We start from the raw sequence: 21,337 nt of genomic DNA on the forward strand, positions 1-21,337 counted from the left end.
CCTACTTCAGTTTGTTCGAGCCCCCGGACTTGCCGCCCAGGCCGCCGCCGGAGCCCTTGCCGCCGCCGCCGGAGTTGGAAGAGCCGCCGTTGCTGCCGCTGCCGCCCCCGCCGCTGCTGCTGCCGCCGCCGCCCGACGACGAGCCCGACGAGCCGCCGTTCGAAGTCTTGTTCGGCGAATTGTTGGGCGAACTGTTGGAATTTGGGCTCGTCGAGGTGCCGCCGCTCGGGGCAGAGCTGTCGGCGCCCGTCCCCGTCGTCGTCGCCGATCCGTTCGCGTTCGCCGGATCGACCGCATTGTCGGTGACGTCGGTAACCGCGTCGCTCGCATCCGAGACGGAATCGGTCTCCGTCTCGGCGGTCTCGGCATCGCCAGCCGGCGCGCTGTCGGTGACGGCGGCCTCGGTCTGCTCCATCAGGCTGTCGAGCGATCCCGGGGGCGAGGCCTCGATGGTCTCGATGCCGGTCTTGCGAACCACCACCCAATAGCCGGCCTGGACCAGCTTCGGGAACTGGGCGCTCGGGAAGTCGGTGCCGACCGAGACCCGGCCCTCGGTGACATAGACGCGCGTCTCCTCGCTGGCCGCGACCATGATCCATTCGGTGCCGCGCACGGCGGAGTAGCCGATGCCGGTATGAATCTCGAAGCTGGAGCCGCTGGTCGACGTCAGCTTCGCCGCCGCGGCGCGCAGCAGGCCCAGGGGCATGTCGAGCAGGATGTTGCGTCGGCCCTCGGCCTGGTCGAACTTGGCCTGGTCGATGCGCAGGCGCGTGTTCTCGCCGAGCTGCACCAGCGAGCCGTCGGCGAAGCGCAGCTTCACCCGCGCCCCGGCATCCGTTTCGACCCAGTCGCCCATGGCGAGCTCGGTGCCGGCTGCCAGCGGCAAGCGGGATCTGCCACGCTCGAGCGTTGCGGTTCCGCGCAAAGCGATGACCTGGCTGGCGGGTTCCGCCCAGGTGAGGCCGGCTGCACCGGCCAGAGTCGCCGCCGCGACCAGAAATGACAAAACGATCCGCCGCAGCGGCAAGCCGGTCCTGCGCATAGCTTCCCCCGAGTTGTAGCGGGCCGGACTGTTGCAATTTCAGGCTTAGGCCGGATATGCGCGATATCACAACCTCTGGCCTTTGCGGGTGGCGCTGCCGCAATTCTTCCGGTCATCGATAGAGAGATCGCTGTCCGGTGCAGTCCCTATCCCATCACTAAGCCCTGGGTTGAATAGCGTTGCGACCTCGATTAGAAAATCGAATTCTTTTTAACCGGCATATTATGAGTTCTAATAAGGCCGCCGCGAGGGGCGGGCTATGCGCGGGCATGCGGGTTGGTCTGCGGTTCAGCGATCGGCGACCGCCAGCTTGGCGCCCAGGGCCACGAAGGCGCCGGCGAAGGCGCGGCGCATCCAGGTCAGGATGCGCGGCCGGGTGATCACATGGTTGCGGATCGCGGCGGCGAACAGGCCGTAGCCGACGAAGACCACGAAGGTCAGCAGCATGAACACCGTGCTGAGCTCCAGCATACGCGCCAGCGGATGGGCCTCGTTCGCCTGCACGAATTGCGGCAGGAAGGCGAAGAAGAAGATCGAGAGCTTGGGGTTGAGGATGTTGATCAGGATCGCATGGACCGTGACCTGCAGGGCCGAGCGTCCGCTGTTGTCCGGCTCGACTTTCAGCGCGCCATGCTCCTTCAGGGTCATCCAGGCCATATAGAGGAGGTAGGCGACGCCCGCATATTTGAACGTGTGGAAAGCGACGGCGCTGGTGTGCAGCAGGGCGGCGAGGCCGAGGATCGCGGCGGCCATGTGCGGGACGATGCCGAGGGTGCAGCCGAAGGCCGCGACCACGCTCGCCTTGGGCCCGCGCGAAAGCCCGGCGGCCAGGGTGTAGAGGACGCCGGTGCCCGGCGAGGCGACGATGATCAGGGTCGTGATCAGGAAATCCAGGCTCATGGCGGCATTCCCCAAGTGGTTTGCCAGATTACCGCATTGATCTGGTCGCGCAAGCAACGGGCGGGCGCTACACTCGTCGTCAACCTCATTGATCGGAGCCGGGCATGGCCGACGAAGCAACAGAATCCTCCGCGCACTGGATCTACAACCAGACGGTCAAGATGTTCGCCGCCGGTGCTGTGCCGGAATTCGAGGCGGAGGACGAGCTGGAGAAATACTGGGGCCGCGCCTGGGGCATCGACAACGATGTCGGCCGGATGCGCGCGGTGCTGGTGCATCGGCCGGGCGACGAGCTGAAAGTGGTCGATCCGAAGAAGCGCATCCCCGAGATCGGCTCCTATGGCGACGTGACCGAAGGCTGGTACTTCCAGAGCGACCGCGTGCCGCCGCTCTCGGAGATGCAGGCCCAGCATGACGGCTTGACCGCGGCCTTGCGCGCCGAAGGCGTCGAAGTCTTCGAGGTGGAAGGCGAGGCCGGCAAGCGGCTCAAGTCCTGCTATACCCGCGACCCGCTGATCATGGTGAAGGGCGGCGCCATCGTCTGCCGCATGGGTGCCCGGATCCGGCGCGGCGAGGAACTGGCGATCACCCGGACTCTCGCGAAGCTCGGCGTGCCGATCCTGCGGACACTTTCGGGCTCCGCCTTGATGGAAGGCGGCAGCTTCGCCTGGATCAACGAGAAGACCGCGGTGATCGGCTGTGGCATCCGCGTCAACCACGAAGGGGCGGCACAGGTCGGCGAGGTGCTGAAGCGCCAGGGCGTCGAGCTGATCGTCACCGACCTCGTCGGCTACGATATCCATATCGACGGCAGCTTCCTGATGGTCGACCAGGGCTTGGCGCTGATCAATCCGGCGGGGCTCTCCTACGCCTTCCTCGAGGAGTTGAAGCGACTGAAGGTCGAGACCATCGAGATCGAGCCTTCGGATTTCGGCTGGATCGTCAACTCGCTCGCCGTCGCGCCCAGGAAGCTGATCATCCCCGAAGGCGGCTCGAACCGCATCCTCGACCAGCTGGCGAAGAAGGGCATCGAATGCAAAGCCTTGCCCTATGACGCGATGCACCTCAATGGCGGCGGCATCCACTGCTCGACCACGCCGCTGATCCGGGACCGAGTCTAGGGCTTTCGGCCAAGAGGGCGGGCCAAGCTTGACCGATCCTGGCCCGGCTCGCATGATCGGGACATGCTGACCGCGCAGCAGCTTCTCGATGCGATCTGGGGGCCGGCCTATCTGGTCGATCACGCGGGGAACATTCTGCTGGTGGGCCAGCGACACTGGCATGCCCAGGTCGGCAACGCGCCGGGCCAGCCCGATCCCCAGAGCCTGGTTGGCCGCAATCTCTTCGAGTTCATTTCCGGCAACGATGTGCAGGCGCTCTACCGCCGGATTCTCTCACGCATTGGTTCGGATCCCGAGCATGTTTGGGAGCTGGACTATCGCTGTGATTCGCCCGGCATGATGCGCGCGCTCCGCATGACGATCTCGGCAGTGGCGGGCGCCGGCGCCGGCAGCGCCCTGTTCAGCTCGCAGACCCTGCGCGAGGCGCAAAGGCCCCCACTCTCGATCTTCGAATACGATAAGGCGCTCGCCCTGGTGGCGGACCCGTCGATCCCGATGCTGGTGATCTGCAGCATGTGTCATCGGGTGCTGGCGCAGCCCGGCCAGGAGCATGACGCCGCGAGCTGGGTCGAGCCGGAGCAGTATTATCGCGCCGGCGGCAGCGCGCATGTCTCGCTGAGCCACGGTCTCTGCCCGGTCTGCTACGCGCAATACATGGCCGAGGTCGGGCTGCCGGAACGGCAGCCTACGGCATAGCGGCGCGGCTCGGTCCTACCGCCCGAGCTTCGACAGGAAATCGACGAACAGCATCAGCATGTCGACGCGTTCGGGATCGGATCCCAGCGGCAGCACGGCGGATTCGATGAACATGAACTGGCGGTGCGGCCCGACGTAGTTCGGGCGGATGAAGCGCGGCAGGCGATTCTCCACCACCCATTGGTGATGCATCCAGATCGGGTTGGGCGGCCGCTGCTGCTCGATCTCGGACCAGCGCTTGCCGATCCAGTTCTCGCCCATATGGTCGCGCAGCTTGTCGCCGATCAGCCGGTAGCGGAAGTCGAGCGGGTCCTGCTCGACGTCCAGCAGCATCATGTTGCGGGCGAGCTTCGGGTTCTCGAGCATCGGATCGAAGTCGGCGCGCGCCGGGAAGGGCCGGTCGCCGCGCTTGTGCCGCCAATAGCCGTAGCCCTCGCGCAGGATCGGCGAGATCACCTCCGGGTACTCGACGACAGGCGAGGCCATCACGGACATGAAACCAGACTACCCCGGTGTGTGCCCGATGGGGAGCCGTCTTTGGCGATGCGGGGCTCGCTCCCCATCTTTGGTGGCTGACTGAATCTTGTGCCGGCAGCAACCAATCCCCCTCGGGCGGTATTCCCTAGCTAAGGGGCTGAAGGCGCACACTGCCTGCCTCGGCCCGACACCAATGGCGCCTGTAACGCGCCGGTCTCGAAAATGGAGAATCCAATGAACCGGATCCTGACACGCGGGCTGCCGCTCTTCGCGGTCGGCTCGCTGATGCTCCTCGCCGCCTGCATGCAAGACGCGGGCGGGAGGCACGATTCCCCCGGCCTGGCCGAGTTGCCCTCGGACCAGCCGCGGATGACGACCACGCAGACGAGCTCGACCTCGTTGCTGACCACGTCGAGCGGCATGACCGTCTATACCTTCGATAAGGATACCGCCGGCCAGTCCACGTGCTACGGCCCCTGTGCCAGCTACTGGCCGCCGGTCGTAGCCCGGCCGGGCCAGCAACCCTTCGGTGACATGACCATCATCCGACGCAACGACGGCACCATGCAGTGGGCGAAGCAAGGTCGTCCGCTCTACACCTTTGCCGAGGACACGATGATGGGCGACATGAAGGGCAACAACTACAATCAGAATTGGCACATCGTGCAATAGGCCGCAACGCGTCCGTCTCGGCATTCCGTCGGGACGGAGCGAGGGAGATCTACCATGAACCAAGCCACAACCAACCCCATCAGCCAGAACCGGCGCCTCTTGATTGCCGGAGTTCTGGTCGTCTTCGTCATCGGTGCCTTCGCCTACTACAACGGCTTTTTCGGAACCACCGCCAATGAACTGGCGACACCACCGGACGTCGATTCCACCTCGCAATAGATCGGCCTAATCCTTGCTCGACATTGCACGGCATCGAGCAAGGATCGGATCCGCAATCAGTTCGGCGTCGTGGTCTGTTGCGTGGTCGTGGTCGAGCCCCCGTCGGCGGGTGCCGGCGCTGGCGCGGTGATGGTCGTCTCGGTGGTCTTGGTCGGACCGATCGCGCCGCCCTGCATGAGGAAGAAGCCGAGGGCGACGATCACCACCAAGCCGCCGACGATGAAGTAGAGGAAATTGTTACTGCTGCGGCTGCTGTTGCCGCCGTTGTTGTTCGTGGAGTCTGCCATTTCGCTCTCCTGAAGCCGAGACCGGCTGGTTGGCCGAGCCCGTCGAATCCGGGCGAAGACGCCCAAAGCCCAAAACCCCAGCCCGAAAGGGAGTTCCGGGATTCGGGGTGCGGGCAGAGAAAATTCCGCGCCGTCGCGACGGATACTTTCGGACTTTCGGAGCGCCGCCGGCTCAGCGCTTCCGCGCCAGGGTCAAGCCGTCGCCGATCGGGGCCAGCGCCAGGGTCACGCGCTCGTCGCTGCGGACCTTCTCGTTGACCGCGCGGATCGCCTGGGTGTCTTCGTCGTTCTGCTTCGGGTCGGCGACGTCGCCGCCCCAGAGCACGTTGTCGATGGCGATCAGGCCGCCCGGGCGGACCAGCCGCATGGCGCGGTCGTAATAGTTCGAATAGTTGGTCTTGTCGGCATCGATGAAGGCGAAGTCGAAGGGCTCGACGTCGGCGTCGATCAGCGCGTCGAGGGTCGCAACGGCGGGCCCGAGGCGGAGCTCGATCTTGCTTTCCAGCCCGGCGCGGCGCCAATAGTCGCGGGCGACCTTGGTGTATTCCTCGCTGACGTCGCAGCAAATGAGCTTGCCGTCGGCTGGCAGCGCGCCGGCGATGCAGAGGCTGGAATAGCCGGTGAAGGTGCCGACCTCGAGCGCCCGGCGGGCACCGATCAGCTCCACCAGCAGCGCCATGAAGGCACCCTGCTCGGGGCCGATCTGCATGCCGGCGCCCGGCAGCTTCGCGGTCTCGTTCCTGAGGTCCTTCAGGAGATCGCTTTCCCGGGTGCCGAACTGCACGAGGTAGTCGTAGAGACGGTCGTCAAGCTCCAGCGAGCGGCGCGCCATGATCTGGTCCCCGATGCGAGATGGTGTGGATAGTGCGCCGCGCCGCGGTCGTCTGGGCGCGGGCGAGATCTTTTTGCCGATTCAGTCGAGGGCCGCGCGTCGCCGATCAAGGGCGCCGGCGCGACCGCGTCAATGGGCGTGCGCGTCCTGGATGCGGACGTACTGATTGCCGGCTTCGAGCGCGTTCTGGGCCACGGTCTTGCGGCGGCTCGGATCGGCGACGCAGAAGATATGCGCATAGGGCGTGCCGTCGATGCCCTGGAACAGGTTCGCGACTTCCCAGACCATCAAGGGCGAATCGCCGACCTGATACCGGTTGCCGACATGAACCTGAACCGGCTTTCTGCTTCTGAAGAGACCCAAGGCGAACTCCGCTGTCTGACCGTTGCCGGCCCCTCCGCCGGCGCGTCTGACGAGAAGCGAAGCCGGCATTAGGGCTTTGATTTGACAGAAAACTACCACGCGCATCGGTGCGGCTACAAGGTGCCGTTAATTTACCATGATGCAGCGTCGAAACGCCACATCAGGGCCCATCCCGGCGTCAGGCGTTCCTCAGGTACCAGTCGTAATCGAGCTCGGTAACCTGGGCGTGGTAGCGGTCGTATTCGGAACGCTTGATCGCGGTGAACATCTGGTGGAAGCGCGCGCCGAGATAGTCCCGCATCGCCGTCGAATTGGCGAAGGCGTCGAGCGCCAGGTTCCAGTGCCGCGGCAGCGTGAGGCCCTGCTCGGCCGCCAAGGCATAGCCGTCGCCCACGATCGGCGCGCCGGGATCGATCTTGTGCTTGATGCCGTGATGAATCGCGGCCAGCAAGGCGGCGACCGCCAGGGTCGAGTTGGCATCGGCGCCGCAGATGCGGTGCTCGACATGCCGCGACGACGCCGGGCCCGCGGTCACGCGGAAGCTGACGGTGCGGTTGTTGACGCCCCAGGTCGGCGCCACCGGCGCGTAGAGATTGGCTTGGAAGCGCTTATAGGAATTGGCGTTGGGCGCGAAGATCGCCATGGCGTCGCCCAGCAGCGCCTTCATGCCGCCGATCGCGAATTTCAGCAGATCGTTGCCGGTCGGGTCGTCGCTGGCGAAGGCGTTCTTGCCTTGCTTGTCCGCGAGGCTGACATGGAGATGCTGGCCGCTCCCGGCCAATCCGTTATGCGGCTTGGCCATGAAAGTGGCCTCCAGGCCGTGGCGCATCGCCGTACCCTTGACCAGGCGCTTGAAGACCTGCGCCTCGTCGGTCGCGCGCAAGGCATCGGCGCGGTGCACCAGGCCGACCTCGAACTGGTTCGGCGCATTCTCCGAGATCGCCGATTCCAGCGGCAGGCCGGCGGCCTCGCCATAAGAGTAGAGGTCGTCCAGGAAGGGCTGGAAGTCGTCCAGCTCGCGCAGGCCGTAGGCCTGGATATGCTTGCTGCGGTGACCGCTGACCGGCGAGGCCGGACCTTGGCCGGGCGTCTTCTGGTCCATCAGATAGAACTCGAGCTCGCAGGCGATCACCGGCGTGAGGTCGAACTCCTTGAAGCGATCGACCACGCCTTTGAGGACATGGCGCGGATCGACATTGCAGGGCGTGCCGTCGAGCTCATAGACCGACAGCATCACCTGGGCGAAATCGTTGCCGAGCCAGCGCGCCGGCTGCAGCGTGCCCGGCACCGGGCGGCCGAGCCGGTCGGCGTCGCCGTCGCTCATCACCAGGCCGCTCTCCTCGACATCCTCGCCGTTGATGTCGAGCGCCAGCATGGTGCCGGGAAGCATCCGGGCATATTCGAAGATGCCGCGGACGTCGCGCTTGCGCAGGTTCTTGCCACGCGGCACGCCGGACTGGTTCACGAAGAAGATCTGGACGTTCTCGATCTCCGGATGCGCCGCGAAGAAGGCGTCGCATTCTTCCACATTGGCAATTCCGTTGGGGGTGGCTTTCTGCTGCATGTTCATGGTCGAAGACTCCTGGAACGAATTTCGGATGAGGCGGATGTTGGTATGCCCGGCTTGCCCCGGGCAGCCTCATGCCTTCAGTTCGTCCAGACAGCCTCCGACTGTGGCAACCAGGTGATCGACCTGCGCCGCCGTGGTCGCCGGCGAGAGCAGGGTCATGTTGTGGAACGGCGCGATCAGCACGCCGCGGTTCAGGAGATAGAGATGCACCGCGAGCTCGAGATGCGGCCGCATCGCCGCCTTGGCCTCGGCGCCGTTCTTCGGCCGCGTGGGCGCGCAGACGAACTCGGCGCGGGCGCCGACGTTCGAGACATGCCAGGGCACGTTGCGCTTCGTGATCTCCTGCTCGACGCCCCGCGCGAGCCGCTCGGAGAGATCGAGCATGTGCTTGTAGTTGGCGGGCGTCATCACCTCGGCGAGATTGGCGCGCATGCAATGGAGCTGCAGCGCGTTGGCGCTCAAGGTGGTGCCGATGCCGCTATAGCCGGGGCCGGCTTCCGCCTCGGCCTGGCGCATCCGCTCGGCCATCTCGGCGGTGAAGCCGAAGACCGAGCAGGGGATGCCGCCGGCGACCGGCTTGCCCAAGGTGAAGAAATCCGGCTTCAGGTTGTGCATGCGGGTATAGCCGCCATAGCCGGTCGAGATCGTGTGGGTCTCGTCGATGATCAGCAGCGTGCCGTATTTCTTGGCGAGCTGCGCCATGCCGTCGAGATAGCCCTCCTGCGGCAGCACCATCCCGATGTTGGTCAGCGCCGGCTCGGTCAGGATGCAGGCGACGTCGCCCGCTTTCAGCGCGCGCTCGATCGCCTCGAGATCGTTGAACTCGACCACGACGGTGCCCTGGGTCAGATCATAGACCTGGCCCATCAAGCCGACGCGGTTGGCCGGCTTGCCGTTCTGGTCGAGGCGCAGGAAGGTGTCATCGACGGCGCCGTGATAGCAGCCGCTCATGATCAGCACCTTCGGGCGCTTGGTGATCGCGCGGCACCAGCGGATCACGAAGCGGTTGGCGTCGGTCGCGGTGGTCGCGACCTGCCAGTAGGGCAGGCCGAACATGTCGGAGAGCAGTTGCCCGACCACCGGCACGTCCTCGGTCGAGAGCATGTAGGTGAGGCCGCGGGTCGATTGCTCGCGGATCGCGCGCACCACGGGTTCCGGCGAATGGCCGAACATCGAACCGGTATCGCCCAGGCAGAAGTCGTCGTATTCGTGGCCGTCGACATCGGTCAGGGTCGCGCCTTTCGCCTCTTTGGCATAGAGCGGGAAGGGCGTGGACCAGTCGAGCATCCAATGCATCGGCACGCCGTTATGCCAATGCGCCTTGGCGCTCTCGGCGAGCTTGGCCGAGGTCGGGTTGGCTTGCAGGAAGCGATCGCGCTCCCGCTTCAGCATGGAATCGATCTGCGCGGCGGCGATGCCGGGAACGCTGCGCGCGGCTTCGGTCTGTTGCATTCAAACGCACCCCTGCCGCGGTGCGCTCGCAAACTTGCGTGGAGAGAATGAGCGCGCCGGGGCTACATATTGGTTATGTACCGCATGCACGGCGCGACGGTGTCTGTGGAGAGGCCGGAGAATTAACGATCCCGGCGGGCGACATCCGCTGGGCGAGAGTCATAGCGATTGCCCGGGGGCTGTGCAAGGGGGTGGTAAGCTGGGCGTCAGCGAAGCATGATGAAGCAAGGCACGGCATCGGAACGGGGAATCATGAAGACCAAGGGAAATGGATATGAGGGCCGCGTCGCCCTGGTGACCGGCGCCGGTGCCGCCGACGGCATCGGCTTCGCGGCGGCGAAGCTGCTGGCCGAGGCGGGTGCCAAGGTGGCGATCACGTCGACCACCAGGCGGATCCAGGAGCGGCTGAAGGAACTGCCCGGGAGCGCGGCGTCGAAGGCCGCCTTCATCGCCGACTTGAGCGACAATGCCGAGGCGAGGGCATTGGTCGCTGCGGTGAAGAAGAAGTTCGGGCGGCTCGACATCCTGGTCAACAACGCCGGCATGGTGCAGACCGGGAAGAAGAACACCGCATCGCCGGTCGAGCGCATCGACGACGACGAATGGCGCCGCGCGCTCGCGCTCAATCTCGACACCTGCTTCTTCGTGACCCGCGCCGCGGTGCCGATCATGCAGAAGCAGCGCTATGGCCGCATCGTCAACGTCTCCTCGGTCAGCGGACCGCTGGTGACCTTCCCGCGTGGCGGCGCCTATGGCACGGCGAAGGCGGCGATGATGGGCTACACCCGCTCGCTGGCGCTGGAGCTGGCGCCGCTCGGCATCACCGCGAACGCGATCGCGCCGGGCTGGATCGCCACCGGCTCGCAATCGGCGAAGGAGAAGCGTGCCGGGCGCAACACGCCGGCGGGCCGCTCCGGCCGGCCGGAAGAGGTGGGCGCGGTCGCCTTCTTCCTCGCCGGCGAGGCGGCGAGCTACGTCACGGGCCAGCTCATCGTCGTCGATGGCGGCAACATTATTCAGGAGATCAAGGGAAATTGACCAACCAGCGAGATGACCGCGTGGTGCTGATCACCGGCGGCGCCGGCGGCATGGGCCGCGCGATTGCCGCTCGCTTCCTCGAAGCGGGCGCAACGGTGGCGGCTTCGGATCTCAATCCGAAGAATCTCGATGCCGGCGTCTTCGGCATCACGGCCGATGTGACCAAGGTGGCCGACTGCGAGCGCATGGTGCGGGAGACGGTCGCGAAATTCGGCCGCCTCGACGTGCTGGTTGCCGCGGCCGGCATCTGGACCGAGGGCCCGTCGGACCAGGCGACCGAGGCCGAGTACGACAAGGTGATGAACGTCAACCTGAAGGGCCTGTTCTTCACCAACCGCTATGCGATCCCGGCGCTGGAACAGACCGGCGGCATCATCGTCAACATCGCCTCGGACGCCGGGCTGGTCGGCAATGCGGGGGCGGCGATCTACTGCGCCTCCAAGGGCGGTGTCGTGCTGCTGACCAAGGCGCTGGCGGTCGAGCTCGCGCCGCGCGGAATCCGCGCGATCGCGATCTGCCCCGGCGACGTCGCGACGCCGATGCTGGACTACCAGGCCAGCGCCTTCGGCGGCGGCGATGCCGAAGGCTATCTCGAGAATCTCCGCGCCAAGTATCCGCAGAAGGCGAAGGCGCGCTTCATCACCGCCGAGGAAGTCGCCGAACTGGTCTACATGTCGGCCTCGCCGCGGCTCGGCGCCTTGACCGGCGCGGCGCTCGCCTTCGACTTCGGCCTCTCGGCGGGTTCCTGATCGCCATGGGGCTGGACCGGCGGCCGATCGACCAGATGGTGCTGGATGTCGGCGGCGACGCCTTCCAGCGCCTCGCGCGTCTCTTCGAGGAGGAGACGCGCGGCGCGGTGGTGGCCCTGCGCAGCCTGCTCGGCACGCAGGATTGGCGCGAGCTCGGCCGCCAGGCCCATTCGCTCAAGCACGCCACCAGCAGCTTCGGCCTCACCGAGCTTGCCGGCATCGCCGCGTCGATCGAGCAGGCCGCCGATGCCCATCGCGGGCCCGAAGCCGAAGCGCAGCTGGCCCGGCTCGAGACGGAAGTGGATGCGGATCTGGCGGAACTCGATCAGGTGCTCCGGACGATCGATGCCTAGCGGGGCGATGCCTAGCCGGGCGACACCTAGGCGTGCATCTCCAGCGCCGCCTCGCCGTTGGGCGGCGCTTCATGCCAGGTGGCGAGCTTGCGGTAGATGGTGGAGGCGCTGATCTCCAGCAAGGCGGCGGCGCGGACTACGTTGCCGTCGCAGGCGCGGATCGCCTGCTCGATCGCGTTGCGCTCAGTGACGTGGAGCGGAAGCACCTTCGGGCCGCTTCCGTTGCCGCCGTTCTCGCCGGCATGGCCGCTCAGGCTCTCGACCATGGAGTTCAGGCGCCGGCGCTCCAACACATTGCCGAGGGTGATCAACAGCCGGTCGGCGTTGAATGGCTTCACCAGGAAATCGAGCGCGCCTTCGCGCATCGCCTCGACCGCGCGGTTCAGCGAGCCGTCGGCGGTGATCACCACGACCGCGACCTGGAACTCCCGGGCGCGGATGTGCTTGAGGACATCGAGCCCGTCCATGTCGGGCAGGCGCAGATCGAGCAGCACCGCATCGGTCGGGCTGCGGGCGATGTCGTCCAGGGCTTCCTGGCCGGTCATGCAATGCCGCGCCCGGAACGGTCCGCGCTTTAGGTATTCCAGATAGACCCGCGCCATCGAGGGCGTGTCCTCGATCAGCAGCACGTCGGAGAGTTCTGAATCCGTCATTCGCGTCCCCCCGGATTCGATTGCGAACGTTAGACTCACTCACCGGAGCGCGGCAATAGGAACCTTAGGACCATGGTTTACGACCGAGGCTTTTGTTGCCGACTCATGGGAGCTTCCCTATAAGGGGTCATCGCTTGGGAACAAGACTGGCCGGCACCGCGACAGGGAGCGGCAGATCGGCTCGGCCGGCAAAGCGGATAAATGGACGGAATCGATCAAAGACGCGAACCGCGCTTCAAGTTCGACGGCGCCACCATCCTGGTGTTCGACGATGCCGAGGAGCGCCGCACGGTCGCGGTCACCCATTACTACAACGTCTCGCGCCGCGGCGCCTGCGTGCTGCCGCCGGCGACCGGCGGGCTTGCGGTCGGCAGCCGCTTGACCATGCTGCCGCAGCCCTATCTCGAGAAGCGTGAAGTGGTGGTGGTCAACTGCCAGGCGGGCTCGCTGCATCTGGAACTGCCGGACAGCCAGGAATTCAGCGAGTTCGAGGTGGCCGAGATGATCCGCCCCATGCCGCGCGAAGAGCTGGTCTGAGCCGCGATTCCAATCGTCATGCCCGGGCTCGACCCGGGCATCTCGCTCAGGGCCTTGCAAGATTGCCGGGTCAAGCCCGGCAATGACGGCCTGCTCTAGCTAGTCTTTCGGGATCAGCGACGAGATCACCACCGCGCCCGGAAACACCATCGCCATGTGGGTGGGCGTGATGCGCAGCACCGTCGCAATGGTCGGGCCGACATTCGGCACGTCGAGCGAGACCTTGTCGCCGACATGAACCGGGCCCGCGGTCTCGACCAGGGCGCCGTGCAGCGAGATGTCGACCAGCTTGCACAGCACCCGCTCGCCGCGAATGGTGACATGCGCCGGCAGGTTGACGACGAAACGCGGATCGTGGCGACGGTCGTCGCTGCCCGCTTCAATCTCATCTTTGGCCATCAACCCAACCCCTGTACGCGCAGTCCGTGACACGCTGAATTTGGAGAATGCGGCGCTTTCCGCGACTCAATCGCAGCCCCGGCGCCGATGGCGCGCATCGTGCCACGCGAAACCCAATCGCGCCAAGACATTAATCCCCAAAGAGCTTAACCAACCGTAACCACCGATTCGCGCAGGCCGGCACGGTCCGGTGCCAGATCGGCCGGGGTAAGCCCGCGCTCACGGAGATCCTCCGGCAGCGCGCCGGTATCGATCAAGGAGGCGGTGGCGCGGCCGAGGACCGGCGACATCATGATGCCGTAGCCGCCCTGGCCGGCGAGCCAGAAGAAGCCCTCGGCTCGCGGGTCGAGACCGACCACCGGACAATGATCCGGCACGAAGGAGCGCAGGCCCGCCCAACTCCGGAGGATCCGCTCGATTTTCAGCAGCGTGTGCCGCTCCAGGTAATCCGCGAGCTCGGCCATCACCATGTCGTCGGGATAGGCATCCATAGGATCGACCGGAGTCTCGTCGCCGGGCGAGGCGAGGATGCGGCCGGCCTCCGGCTTGAAATAGTGCCAGGTCTCGATCACCTCGCCGACCGGCTGGGTCGGCTTGCAGAATTCCGGCGGCACCTCGACCAGGATCACCGTGCGCAGGCATGGCTGCAGGCCGATCCGCGGCGCGCCCGCCAGCGCGCCGATGCGATCGGCCCAGGCTCCGGCGGCGTTGACGACGATCGGCGCGCGAAAGCGCTCCTTGGCCGTGACCGCGGTCCATTGACCGCCGCTGCGCTCCAGCGCGGTCACGGTGGCGGAGACCGCGAGCCTGCCGCCGCGCGCCTTGAAGCCGCGGAGATACCCCTGATGAATCGCCGCCGCATCCATGTCCATGACGCCCGGCTCGTAGATCGCGCGGCGGAACACACCGGGCCGGAGCAAAGGGCAGAGCTCGATCGCCTGCTTGAGCGAGATCTCCGCGATCGGATGCTCTGCCGGCGCGTCCTTGAGCAGCTGGTCGATGGCGTTCTCGGGATCGTCGATGCCGAGGGTCAAGGCGCCGCGCGGGGTCAGCAGCGGATGCTCGGCGAAGCCCGGCGGCGGCGCGCTGAAGAAGGCGCCGGCGGCCTGGCAGATCTCGCGGACCGGGGCGGGCCCGTAGTTCGGGGTATAAAGCGCCGCCGAACGGCCGGAGCTGTGATAGCCGGGCTGGTCTTCCATCTCCAGGAGGATGGTCTTGCCGAGCGCGGCCAGTTCCCAGGCCGCGGCGGCCCCGGAGACACCGGCGCCGATCACCAGGAAATCGCAATCTGTGGTCATCTTTGGACTAAAGGGGTCGATCTTTAAGGGACAGTTCGGGATGCCCCGGCACCCTCCGAGGCGGGGCCGACAATAGAAGCTTTCGTTAACGAAAACATCCGTATATTCACCGCTCTTGCAACCTTTCCGCAGGTCGGAACATGGGGGCGGCCCTGGAATCCAGCGTACCGCCAAGTGCCAAGCCATCCTTCAAGACTCGCCTCAAGGCGTGGTGGGAAGGTTATGACGTCAACGACCTGATGGACCCTTCGGCGCCGGTGCCGGAGCCGGTCCTGGGCCCGGTCGAACCGGTTGAGGCCCCGGCGGAAGAAATTCCTCCGCTTGAACAGCCCTATATCAAGATTGCGCAGACCATTTGGGGCGAGAGTCTGGTGGGGCCGGGCGGCGCCGCCGCGATCCTCACTTTGGTCAAGCCGTTCGCGCTCGATCCCAGCATGACGGTGATGGATTTCGGCGCCGGGCTGGGCGGCGGCACCCGGGCGGTGAGCGAGGAGTTCGGTGTCTGGGTGAACGGCTTCGAGCCGGATCCGATCATGGCCGCGGGCGGACAGGAGCTCTCGACCAAGAAAGGCATCAAGAAGGCTGAAATCAAAGCCTGCGCGATCAAGGACTTTCAGCCCAAGCCCGCCTCCTTCGACTGCATCTATTCCAGTGAAGCGCTGTACATGGTGCAGGAGAAGGAGAAGCTGCTCGGCAACTTCGAGCGGGCGCTCAAAGCACGTGGCCAGATCGCGCTCACCGATTTCGTGCGCACGGCCGGCACCAAGGCCGACGATCCGCGGCTGAAGGATTTCGTGACCCGGGACGGCAAGGCCGGACATTTCTGGCTCGGCGAAGACTACCTCTCGAAGATGAAGGGGCTGAAGCTCGACGTGCGGGTGGATGAGGACCTGACCGCGACCTACCGCTCCCACGTCATCGAGGCCTTCGTGAATTTCACCCAGGATCCGGTGGCCGCGGCCGCAGCCCGGGCCTATCCCGACGCCCTGGTCGCCGAGGTGGCGCTCTGGACCAAGCGGGTGGCGGCGCTCGATTCCGGCGCGCTGCAGCTCCGGCGCTATTACGCCATCAAGATGGGCAGCACAAAGTCCTCTTGATAGAACAATGGGTTAGGTCCCCCTGCCCGGGGTTGACAGGGCGCCGCCGCGCCACTATGTTCCGCCCGCATTTTTAGTTCGAAGGATACCGGCCATGAAGGTCATTCACTCGCTGAAGTCGGCCAAGACGCGGCACAAGGATTGCCGCATCGTCCGCCGCCGCGGCCGGGTCTATGTGATCAACAAGACCAACCCGCGTTTCAAGGCTCGCCAGGGCTAATCGCCCCGGCGCAAGCCGATCTTTTCTACAAACCGCGCGTGGCCCTGCCCCGCGCGGTTTTGTTTTGCGCGGGTTTCGGCAATAGTGCCGTCATGCTGATGCCTGCCCCGGACTCGAACACGATTGCGCAGAAGCCACGCCTCGCCGCGGCGCTCGCCGAGTTGCTGCCGCCGGAATCGGTGATCGCCGATCCCGTGGCCTTGAAGGCGTATGAGTCCGATGGCCTCACCGCCTATCGCCAGGCGCCGCTGCTGGTCGCCCTGCCGCGCAACACGGCGGAAGTTTCCGCGGTGTTGAAATTCTGCGCCGCGAACCAGGTGAAGGTCGTCCCGCGCGGCGCCGGCACCTCGCTCTCCGGCGGCGCGCTGCCGTTGGCCGACGGCGTGGTGCTGGGCTTGGGCAAGCTCAACAAGATACTGGAGATCGATCTGGAGAACCGCTGCGCCGTGGTGCAGCCCGGGGTGCAGAATCTCGCGATCAGCAACGCGGTGCTCGCTTCCGGCTTCTATTACGCGCCGGATCCCTCGAGCCAGATCGCCTGCACCATCGGCGGCAATGTCGCGGAGAATTCCGGCGGCGTGCATTGCCTGAAATACGGCCTCACCACCAACAACCTGCTCGGCCTCGAAGTCGTGCTGATCTCGGGCGAGGTGGTGCGCTTCGGCGGCAAGCATCTCGATTCCGGCGGCTATGATCTCATGGGCCTGATGACCGGCTCCGAAGGTCTGCTCGGCGTCGTCACCGAGGTGACCGTGCGCCTGCTGAAGCGGCCGGAGACGGCGCGGGCCCTGGTGGCCGGCTTCGCGAGCAGCGAGCAGGCCGGCGCCGCGGTCGCCGCGGTGATCGGCGCCGGCATCATTCCCGCCGGCATGGAGATGATGGACAAGCCGGCGATCCATGCCGCCGAGGATTTCGTCCATGCCGATTATCCGCTCGATGCCGAGGCGCTGCTGATCGTCGAGCTCGACGGGCCGGGAGTCGAATGCGATCACTTGCTGCAGCAGGTGACCGGGATCGTGCAGGCCAACGGCGCGACCTCCTTGCGCGTCAGCGAGAGCGAGGCGGAGCGGCTGAAGATCTGGGCCGGGCGCAAGGCGGCCTTTCCCGCCGTCGGGCGGATCTCACCGGACTATTACTGCATGGACGGCACCATCCCGCGCCGCCGGCTACCCGAGGTGCTGAAGCGGATGGGTGAGCTTTCTCAGAAATACGGGTTGCGGGTCGCCAATGTGTTCCATGCCGGCGACGGGAACCTGCATCCGCTCATTCTCTACGACGCCAACAAGCCGGGCGAGCTGGAGCAGGCCGAGCATTTCGGCGCCGACATCCTGAAGCTCTGCGTCGAGGTCGGCGGCGTCTTGACCGGCGAGCACGGCGTCGGCGTCGAGAAGCGCGATCTCATGCCGGAGATGTTCTCCGAGCTCGACCTCAACCAGCAGCAGCGCCTGAAATGCGCCTTCGATCCCGACCTGCTGCTCAATCCCGGCAAGGTGTTCCCGACCTTGCACCGCTGCGCCGAACTGGGCCGCATGCATGTGCGCGGCGGCGCGCTGCCCCATCCCGAACTGCCGCGGTTTTAGGCGGGATGCGATTGGACAGAATCATTCTGCGGCACCCCCACCCAACCCTCCCCCAAAGATGGGGGAGGGCATTGCCGCGCGTTTGTGACTCCCTCCCCCGACTTCGGGGGAGGGTCCCCTTCTTCTTCCTCCCCCGTCTTCGGGGGAGGGCTGGGGAGGGGGCGCCGCAAACTCGACGCGAACTTCCTTTCACAGCGGTCTAGCCGATGGAATTGCTCAGTCCTGCCTCTTTGGCGGAGGCCGCCGATTGCGTGCGGGCCGCAATCGCCGACAAGGCGCCGCTGGAAATCCTCGGTGCCTCGAGCAAGCGCGGCTTCGGCCGCCCGGTCGATGCGGCACGGCAGCTCACCACCGCAGCGATGTCCGGCATCGTCTCCTACCATCCGGAAGAGCTGGTGATGGTCGCGCGGGCCGGCACGCATATGGACGAAATCGCCGCGGCGCTGCAGGAGCGGAATCAGTTTCTCGCCTTCGAGCCGCCCGATTTCGGCAAGCTCTACCCGGGCAGCGATGCGGGCGGCAACCGCACCGGCACCTTGGGCGGCATTCTCGCCACCAATCTCTCGGGCCCGCGCCGGTTCAAGGCAGGCGCGGCGCGCGACCACTTCCTCGGCTTCACCGCGGTCAACGGCCGCGGCGAGATCTTCAAGGGCGGCGGGCCGGTGGTGAAGAACGTCACCGGTTACGATCTGCCCAAGCTGCTGGCCGGTTCCTTCGGCACCTTGGCGCTGATGGACGAAGTCACGGTCAAGGTGCTGCCGCGGCCGGAGAAGACCCGCACGGTCCTGCTCTACGGGCTCGATGCGACGGCGGCGAATGCGGCGATGACCAAGGCGCTGACCGGTCCATACGATATCTCGGCCGCGGCCTTCCTGCCGCAGATCCAGGCGCAGTCCTCGGATTGCGACTATGTCGGCGCGCAGGGCAGCGTCACGGCGTTGCGGGTGGAGGGCTCCGGCCCGGTGGTCGAGCATCACTGCGCCGCGCTCCGGCGCGACTTTGCCGATGATGTGGCGGGCGCGACCGAAGAACTGCACAGCGCCAACTCGATGACCCTGTGGCGCGAGATCCGCGACCTCCATCCCTTCTTCGACACCGACACCATCCTTTGGCGGATCTCGGTGCCGCCGGCACATGGCGCCGCTGTGGCGGCGAGCTGTGCGATCGACATTCCCGGCAGCAACTTCCTGCTCGACTGGGGTGGCGGTCTGGTCTGGCTGTCGATCCCGGCCAATGGCGGCGCCCATGCGGAGCAGGTGCGGCGCGCTTTCCAGCGCTGCGGCGGTCACGCCACCTTGGTGCGGGCATCCGAGGCCGAGCGCCGCAAGATTCAGGTCTTCGAGGCCGAAGGATCGCGAGCGCTGACCGAGCAGGTGAAGCGCTCCTTCGATCCGCAGCGCGTGCTCAATCCCGGTCGTATGTTTGAAGGCATCTGAAAGCATGCAGACCCATTTCACGCTGGCGCAGCTCGCTGATCCGGACACCGCGGAATCCGAGAAGATCCTCCGCACCTGTGTCCATTGCGGCTTCTGCACCGCGACCTGTCCGACCTACGTGCTGCTGGGCGACGAGCTCGATTCTCCGCGCGGCCGCATCTACCTGGTCAAGGAGATGCTGGAGCAGGGCCGCGCCGCGACCGCGACCGACGCCAAGCATATCGACCGCTGCCTCTCCTGTTTGAGCTGCATGACGACTTGCCCATCGGGCGTGCATTACATGCACCTGGTCGATCACGCCCGCGCGCATATCGCCGAAACCTACGCCCGCCCGGCCGACGAGCGCTGGCTGCGCCGCATGCTGGCCTTCGTCATGCCGCGCACCGGCCTGTTCCGCGTGATGATGCTGGGCGCCGCGCTGGCGAAGGCGCTGGGTGGCGCGCATTGGCTGCCGGGCAAGCTCGGCCATGCCTTGAAACTGGCGCCGGGCTTCCCGAAGGCGCCGGCCGAGACCGACCGGCCGCAGGTCTTTCCGGCGCAAGGCACACGGCGCGGCCGTGTCGCGCTGCTCGCGGGTTGCGTGCAGCCGGTGCTGCGGCCGGAGATCAATGCCGCTGCGATCCGGCTGCTCAATCGCCTCGGTATCGAGGTCGTGGTGCCGGAAGGCGCCGGCTGTTGCGGCGCGCTCGGCCATCACATGGGCTTCACCGACCAGTCGCACCGGCTGGCGCGCAACAACATCGTGGCCTGGCAAAAGGCCGGCGACATCGACGCCATCCTGGTGACGGCGTCGGGCTGCGGCACCACGGTGAAGGACTACGGCTACATGTTCCGCAGCGAAGCCGACATCAAGGACGCCGCCGCCGCCGTCAGCGCCAAGACCCGCGACGTCACCGAATATCTGGCGACGCTCGGCCTCTCCGGTTCGGTGCCGAAGCTGAAGGTCGCCTATCACTCCGCCTGCTCGATGCAGCACGGGCAGAAGATCTCCGAGCCGCCGCGCGCACTGCTGCGGGCCGCCGGCTTCGAGGTGGTGGAGATTCCCGAAGGCCATCTCTGCTGCGGCTCGGCCGGCACCTACAACCTGCTGCAGCCGGAACTCTCGGCGCAGCTGCGCGACCGCAAGGCGGCGAACATCGCAACTACCGCGCCCGATCTGGTGGCCACCGGCAACATCGGTTGCCTGCAGCAGCTCTGCAACGCGATTGACGCGCCGATCGTCCACACGGTCGAGCTGCTCGACTGGGCGAATGGTGGGCCGATGCCGGCGGAGCTCGCCGGACGACTCTAATCCGACGCCAGGTTGTCGCTGCGCAGGCGCGGCAGCGGCGGGAGAGCGAGCAGGGTTTCGGCCCATTGCATCGCGCCCCAGAACTGCTGGCGCACCACCCAGCGCAGGCGCGGCATGGCGGGCCGCCACGGCTTTCCCACCCGGGCGGCAAAGAAGCCGGCCACATTGGCGAGCGCGATCGCGACGTCGCGATCCGGTATCGCCACGCCGAGGCTGCGCTGATAGAGCATCCGCAGCGTTTCGCCACTGGCGCCGCCTTCGCCGATGCAGGACGGCGCGAAGCCGCAGAGCTCGACCGCCAGCGCGCCGATACTGGCCTCGCTCCAATCCAGCAGCAGCGCCGTGCCGTCCGGGCGGAACAGCAGGTTGTCCGAGCGCAGGTCGAAATGCGCCAGCCCGGTGGGGCCGCCGAGTTCCCGTCGCGCCGTCTGCAAGGGTCGCAGGACCGGCAGGCAGCGGGCGAGCCACGCGGCCGCCGCGTCGGGCTCGACGAAGGCGCCGAGAAATTCCGCCTGCAGCGCGGCGTCCTCGGCGAGGGCATGCCAATTGCCGGACGCGACGGGCAGGGTCTTCTCGAACGGGTCGGGATCGGAATCACGCGGCTTCAGGTGCCGCGAATCAGCGAAGATCCGGCCGAGTGCGGCGAAGACCGCCTCGAGCTTCTGCGGGGTCCAGGGCAAGGCGGGCAGGGCGTCGTCGATATGCTCGAACACCAGCCATTGCCAGTCGCCGGCCGGGACCGCGCCGAGGAAGGCGGGCGCCACCTTGTCGATGAACGGATAGCGTCGCCGTGCCGCGATCTCCTCGGCCAGCATCGCATTGCCTTCCCGAGTCTGCTCCGGATGCCGCGCCTTGACGAAGCGACGCGATCCATCGGCGAGATGGAGGATGAAACTGGCACCCGGCCCATAGCCGCCCCAGGCGATCTCGCCGCGCGTGACCGCGGCGCCGAGCGCCGCTTCCAGCCCGCGGATCGCCGCCGTCGGGACTTGCGACCAGGCCGGTTTGGCCTCGCGTAGCGCCGGTGCCGCTGCCTCGAACATCAAGCCCCCGGG

Annotated in this window: 25 protein-coding genes; 13 read left to right on the top strand and 12 right to left on the bottom strand. The window is 66.4% G+C overall.

The genetic code is table 11. The features are described 5' to 3' along the window. Position 1 precedes the first annotated feature (1 nt). Positions 2–1,042 carry a FecR family protein gene (locus tag ACYQ4T_RS03855; protein ID WP_459850958.1) on the bottom strand — a complete coding sequence of 347 codons (1,041 nt, stop codon included), beginning with the start codon at positions 1,040–1,042 and terminating at the stop codon, positions 2–4. A 288-nt stretch (positions 1,043–1,330) separates the two neighbouring features. Then, positions 1,331–1,942, bottom strand: coding sequence for a LysE family translocator (locus ACYQ4T_RS03860; protein ID WP_459850959.1), 612 nt, complete (start codon positions 1,940–1,942; stop codon positions 1,331–1,333). A 104-nt stretch (positions 1,943–2,046) separates the two neighbouring features. Here ACYQ4T_RS03860 and ACYQ4T_RS03865 point away from each other — a divergent pair, with 104 nt between their 5' ends. Further along, complete coding sequence (locus tag ACYQ4T_RS03865) at positions 2,047–3,063, top strand: dimethylarginine dimethylaminohydrolase family protein (protein WP_459850960.1); 1,017 nt, start codon at positions 2,047–2,049, stop codon at positions 3,061–3,063. A gap of 63 nt (positions 3,064–3,126) precedes the next feature. Further along, positions 3,127–3,759, top strand: a complete 633-nt coding sequence (locus ACYQ4T_RS03870; RefSeq protein WP_459850961.1) for a hypothetical protein — start codon at positions 3,127–3,129, stop codon at positions 3,757–3,759. Between the two features lie 15 nt (positions 3,760–3,774). On the opposite strand, the gene ACYQ4T_RS03875 is transcribed toward ACYQ4T_RS03870, so the two are convergent. Next, positions 3,775–4,245 (bottom strand): PAS domain-containing protein, encoded by a 471-nt coding sequence (locus ACYQ4T_RS03875; RefSeq protein ID WP_459850962.1) that lies wholly within the window; start codon positions 4,243–4,245, stop codon positions 3,775–3,777. Between the two features lie 225 nt (positions 4,246–4,470). Here ACYQ4T_RS03875 and ACYQ4T_RS03880 point away from each other — a divergent pair, with 225 nt between their 5' ends. Then, entirely contained in the window at positions 4,471–4,908 is a 438-nt protein-coding gene (locus ACYQ4T_RS03880; RefSeq protein ID WP_459850963.1) for a COG4315 family predicted lipoprotein, read from the top strand. 54 nt (positions 4,909–4,962) lie between these two features. Beyond that, a complete protein-coding gene (locus tag ACYQ4T_RS03885; protein ID WP_459850964.1) occupies positions 4,963–5,127 on the top strand; it encodes a hypothetical protein in 165 nt (54 codons plus the stop codon). A 56-nt stretch (positions 5,128–5,183) separates the two neighbouring features. On the opposite strand, the gene ACYQ4T_RS03890 is transcribed toward ACYQ4T_RS03885, so the two are convergent. From ACYQ4T_RS03890 to ACYQ4T_RS03910, 5 genes are all read right to left on the bottom strand, one after another. Beyond that, positions 5,184–5,414 (bottom strand): hypothetical protein, encoded by a 231-nt coding sequence (locus ACYQ4T_RS03890; RefSeq protein ID WP_459850965.1) that lies wholly within the window; start codon positions 5,412–5,414, stop codon positions 5,184–5,186. 172 nt (positions 5,415–5,586) lie between these two features. Further along, positions 5,587–6,246 carry an O-methyltransferase gene (locus tag ACYQ4T_RS03895; protein ID WP_459850966.1) on the bottom strand — a complete coding sequence of 220 codons (660 nt, stop codon included), beginning with the start codon at positions 6,244–6,246 and terminating at the stop codon, positions 5,587–5,589. A 129-nt stretch (positions 6,247–6,375) separates the two neighbouring features. Continuing rightward, positions 6,376–6,609 (bottom strand): hypothetical protein, encoded by a 234-nt coding sequence (locus tag ACYQ4T_RS03900; protein WP_459850967.1) that lies wholly within the window; start codon positions 6,607–6,609, stop codon positions 6,376–6,378. A gap of 178 nt (positions 6,610–6,787) precedes the next feature. Then, complete coding sequence (locus ACYQ4T_RS03905) at positions 6,788–8,179, bottom strand: glutamine synthetase family protein (RefSeq protein WP_459850968.1); 1,392 nt, start codon at positions 8,177–8,179, stop codon at positions 6,788–6,790. Between the two features lie 69 nt (positions 8,180–8,248). Continuing rightward, positions 8,249–9,631 carry an aspartate aminotransferase family protein gene (locus ACYQ4T_RS03910; RefSeq protein ID WP_459850969.1) on the bottom strand — a complete coding sequence of 461 codons (1,383 nt, stop codon included), beginning with the start codon at positions 9,629–9,631 and terminating at the stop codon, positions 8,249–8,251. Between the two features lie 252 nt (positions 9,632–9,883). Here ACYQ4T_RS03910 and ACYQ4T_RS03915 point away from each other — a divergent pair, with 252 nt between their 5' ends. Genes ACYQ4T_RS03915 through ACYQ4T_RS03925 form a run of 3 tightly spaced genes read left to right on the top strand, consistent with a single transcriptional unit; the run spans position 9,884 to position 11,771 of the window. Next, positions 9,884–10,669 (top strand): SDR family NAD(P)-dependent oxidoreductase, encoded by a 786-nt coding sequence (locus tag ACYQ4T_RS03915; protein ID WP_459850970.1) that lies wholly within the window; start codon positions 9,884–9,886, stop codon positions 10,667–10,669. Then, positions 10,666–11,418, top strand: coding sequence for an SDR family NAD(P)-dependent oxidoreductase (locus ACYQ4T_RS03920; RefSeq protein ID WP_459850971.1), 753 nt, complete (start codon positions 10,666–10,668; stop codon positions 11,416–11,418). Before ACYQ4T_RS03915 ends, ACYQ4T_RS03920 begins: the two co-directional genes overlap by 4 nt. Positions 11,419–11,423: 5 nt before the next feature. Then, entirely contained in the window at positions 11,424–11,771 is a 348-nt protein-coding gene (locus ACYQ4T_RS03925; protein ID WP_459850972.1) for an Hpt domain-containing protein, read from the top strand. Positions 11,772–11,797: 26 nt separating this feature from the next. On the opposite strand, the gene ACYQ4T_RS03930 is transcribed toward ACYQ4T_RS03925, so the two are convergent. Continuing rightward, the gene (locus tag ACYQ4T_RS03930; protein WP_459850973.1) at positions 11,798–12,424 is read right to left on the bottom strand and encodes a response regulator; all 627 of its coding nucleotides are present in this window, start codon (positions 12,422–12,424) and stop codon (positions 11,798–11,800) included. Positions 12,425–12,625: 201 nt separating this feature from the next. Here ACYQ4T_RS03930 and ACYQ4T_RS03935 point away from each other — a divergent pair, with 201 nt between their 5' ends. After that, positions 12,626–12,961: a hypothetical protein gene (locus tag ACYQ4T_RS03935; RefSeq protein ID WP_459850974.1), complete on the top strand. Its 336-nt coding sequence runs from the start codon at positions 12,626–12,628 to the stop codon at positions 12,959–12,961. A 99-nt stretch (positions 12,962–13,060) separates the two neighbouring features. On the opposite strand, the gene ACYQ4T_RS03940 is transcribed toward ACYQ4T_RS03935, so the two are convergent. Beyond that, positions 13,061–13,360: a PilZ domain-containing protein gene (locus tag ACYQ4T_RS03940; protein ID WP_459850975.1), complete on the bottom strand. Its 300-nt coding sequence runs from the start codon at positions 13,358–13,360 to the stop codon at positions 13,061–13,063. A 146-nt stretch (positions 13,361–13,506) separates the two neighbouring features. After that, the gene (locus tag ACYQ4T_RS03945) at positions 13,507–14,658 is read right to left on the bottom strand and encodes an NAD(P)/FAD-dependent oxidoreductase (protein ID WP_459850976.1); all 1,152 of its coding nucleotides are present in this window, start codon (positions 14,656–14,658) and stop codon (positions 13,507–13,509) included. 140 nt (positions 14,659–14,798) lie between these two features. Here ACYQ4T_RS03945 and ACYQ4T_RS03950 point away from each other — a divergent pair, with 140 nt between their 5' ends. The 5 genes from ACYQ4T_RS03950 to glcF all read left to right on the top strand — a co-directional run bounded on the left by ACYQ4T_RS03950 (position 14,799) and on the right by glcF (position 20,282). Further along, complete coding sequence (locus ACYQ4T_RS03950) at positions 14,799–15,755, top strand: methyltransferase domain-containing protein (RefSeq protein WP_459850977.1); 957 nt, start codon at positions 14,799–14,801, stop codon at positions 15,753–15,755. A gap of 94 nt (positions 15,756–15,849) precedes the next feature. Then, on the top strand, positions 15,850–15,975 hold the full coding sequence (gene ykgO, locus ACYQ4T_RS03955) for a type B 50S ribosomal protein L36 (protein ID WP_379954749.1): 126 nt from the start codon (positions 15,850–15,852) through the stop codon (positions 15,973–15,975). Positions 15,976–16,067: 92 nt separating this feature from the next. Further along, positions 16,068–17,555 carry an FAD-linked oxidase C-terminal domain-containing protein gene (locus ACYQ4T_RS03960; RefSeq protein WP_459850978.1) on the top strand — a complete coding sequence of 496 codons (1,488 nt, stop codon included), beginning with the start codon at positions 16,068–16,070 and terminating at the stop codon, positions 17,553–17,555. A 206-nt stretch (positions 17,556–17,761) separates the two neighbouring features. Further along, positions 17,762–18,991 (top strand): glycolate oxidase subunit GlcE, encoded by a 1,230-nt coding sequence (gene glcE / locus ACYQ4T_RS03965; RefSeq protein WP_459850979.1) that lies wholly within the window; start codon positions 17,762–17,764, stop codon positions 18,989–18,991. A 4-nt stretch (positions 18,992–18,995) separates the two neighbouring features. Next, positions 18,996–20,282: a glycolate oxidase subunit GlcF gene (gene glcF / locus ACYQ4T_RS03970; protein ID WP_459850980.1), complete on the top strand. Its 1,287-nt coding sequence runs from the start codon at positions 18,996–18,998 to the stop codon at positions 20,280–20,282. Here glcF and ACYQ4T_RS03975 read toward each other — a convergent pair. Beyond that, the gene (locus ACYQ4T_RS03975) at positions 20,279–21,325 is read right to left on the bottom strand and encodes a phosphotransferase family protein (RefSeq protein WP_459850981.1); all 1,047 of its coding nucleotides are present in this window, start codon (positions 21,323–21,325) and stop codon (positions 20,279–20,281) included. The two genes, glcF and ACYQ4T_RS03975, sit on opposite strands and share 4 nt — an antisense overlap. Positions 21,326–21,337 lie beyond the last annotated feature (12 nt).

The sequence above is a fragment of the Dongia sp. agr-C8 genome, assembly GCF_054658695.1.